Annotated in this window: 1 protein-coding gene; it reads left to right on the top strand. The window is 76.4% G+C overall.

Going from position 1 to position 948, the window contains the following annotated elements; all coding sequences use genetic code 11:
- Positions 1 to 355: 355 nt before the first annotated feature.
- A partial coding sequence (locus EF903_RS33000) for a DUF4185 domain-containing protein (RefSeq protein ID WP_260616244.1) occupies positions 356 to 948 on the top strand: 593 nt, incomplete at its 3' end.

The following is a 948-nucleotide window of genomic DNA, read 5'->3' on the forward strand; positions in this document are numbered from 1 at the left end:
GAACCGCCGAGACCCGTATCGGCCGCGTCGTCCTCCATCGTGGCGGACGACGCGGCCGATACGGGTCTCGGCGGTTCGGGGTCCACCCGAACGCGCCACCGCGGGGCGGCGAGGGCAGGGCGGGCGTTCCGCCCGGGCGCGCGGGAGCGGGTGCACCGCCGGGCGGGCGTGACGTGCGGACGGCAGTCCGGGTTGTGCAGGCGTGACGGTGGTGCGCGGGCCGGGGATGCGCCGGTCGACGTTTCTGCGGGCGGCGGCCGCGGCGGCCCTCGGGGCCGGCCCGGGCGGACGTGCCGGGGTCCGGGGCCCCGACGGGCCCGAAGGCGACGGACGGGGCGGGTCCGGAGGGCTCCTGGTGGCGAAGGTGCGCGACCTCACCGGCCCGGGGATCACCACGCGCTTCCGGATGGAGGCCACCGACCTCGGGATTCCGGTCCGGGTGCCGGACGGCCGGATGCTGTTCGTGTTCGGCGACACCTTCGAGGAGGCCCGCGTGGGCGGCGGCTGGTGGCGCTCCCCCGTCGGCCTGTACTCGGACACCTCGCGCCTCGACGAGGGCATCGCCTGGAGCGGGGCCGTCGGCGGGGAGCACGCCCGGCAGCTGTGGGCGTACGAGCACGACAACCCGCTCTTCACCACCATGCTGCCGTCCGACGTGATCCTGCTGGACGGCAGCCTGTACCTGCACGTCAGCGTGCACCGCGGGTGGGGGAACGTGCTGTGGGCGGAGGTCTGGCGGTCGGACGACGCGGGCGCGACCTGGCGGCACACCGGGGCCCGGTTCCCGGGGGACGCCCACGGCGGGCTGTTCCAGCTGCTGACGTGGGCGCTCGCCGACGACGGCCACGTCTACGCGTACTCCACCGGGTACGGGCGGAACGGGCCGCTCCTGCTCCACCGGGTGGCGGCGGACTCGCTGGCCGATCCGGCCGCGTACGAGTCGTGGGG

This window comes from Streptomyces sp. WAC05292 (genome assembly GCF_003949955.1).
Lineage (GTDB): Bacteria > Actinomycetota > Actinomycetes > Streptomycetales > Streptomycetaceae > Streptomyces > Streptomyces globosus.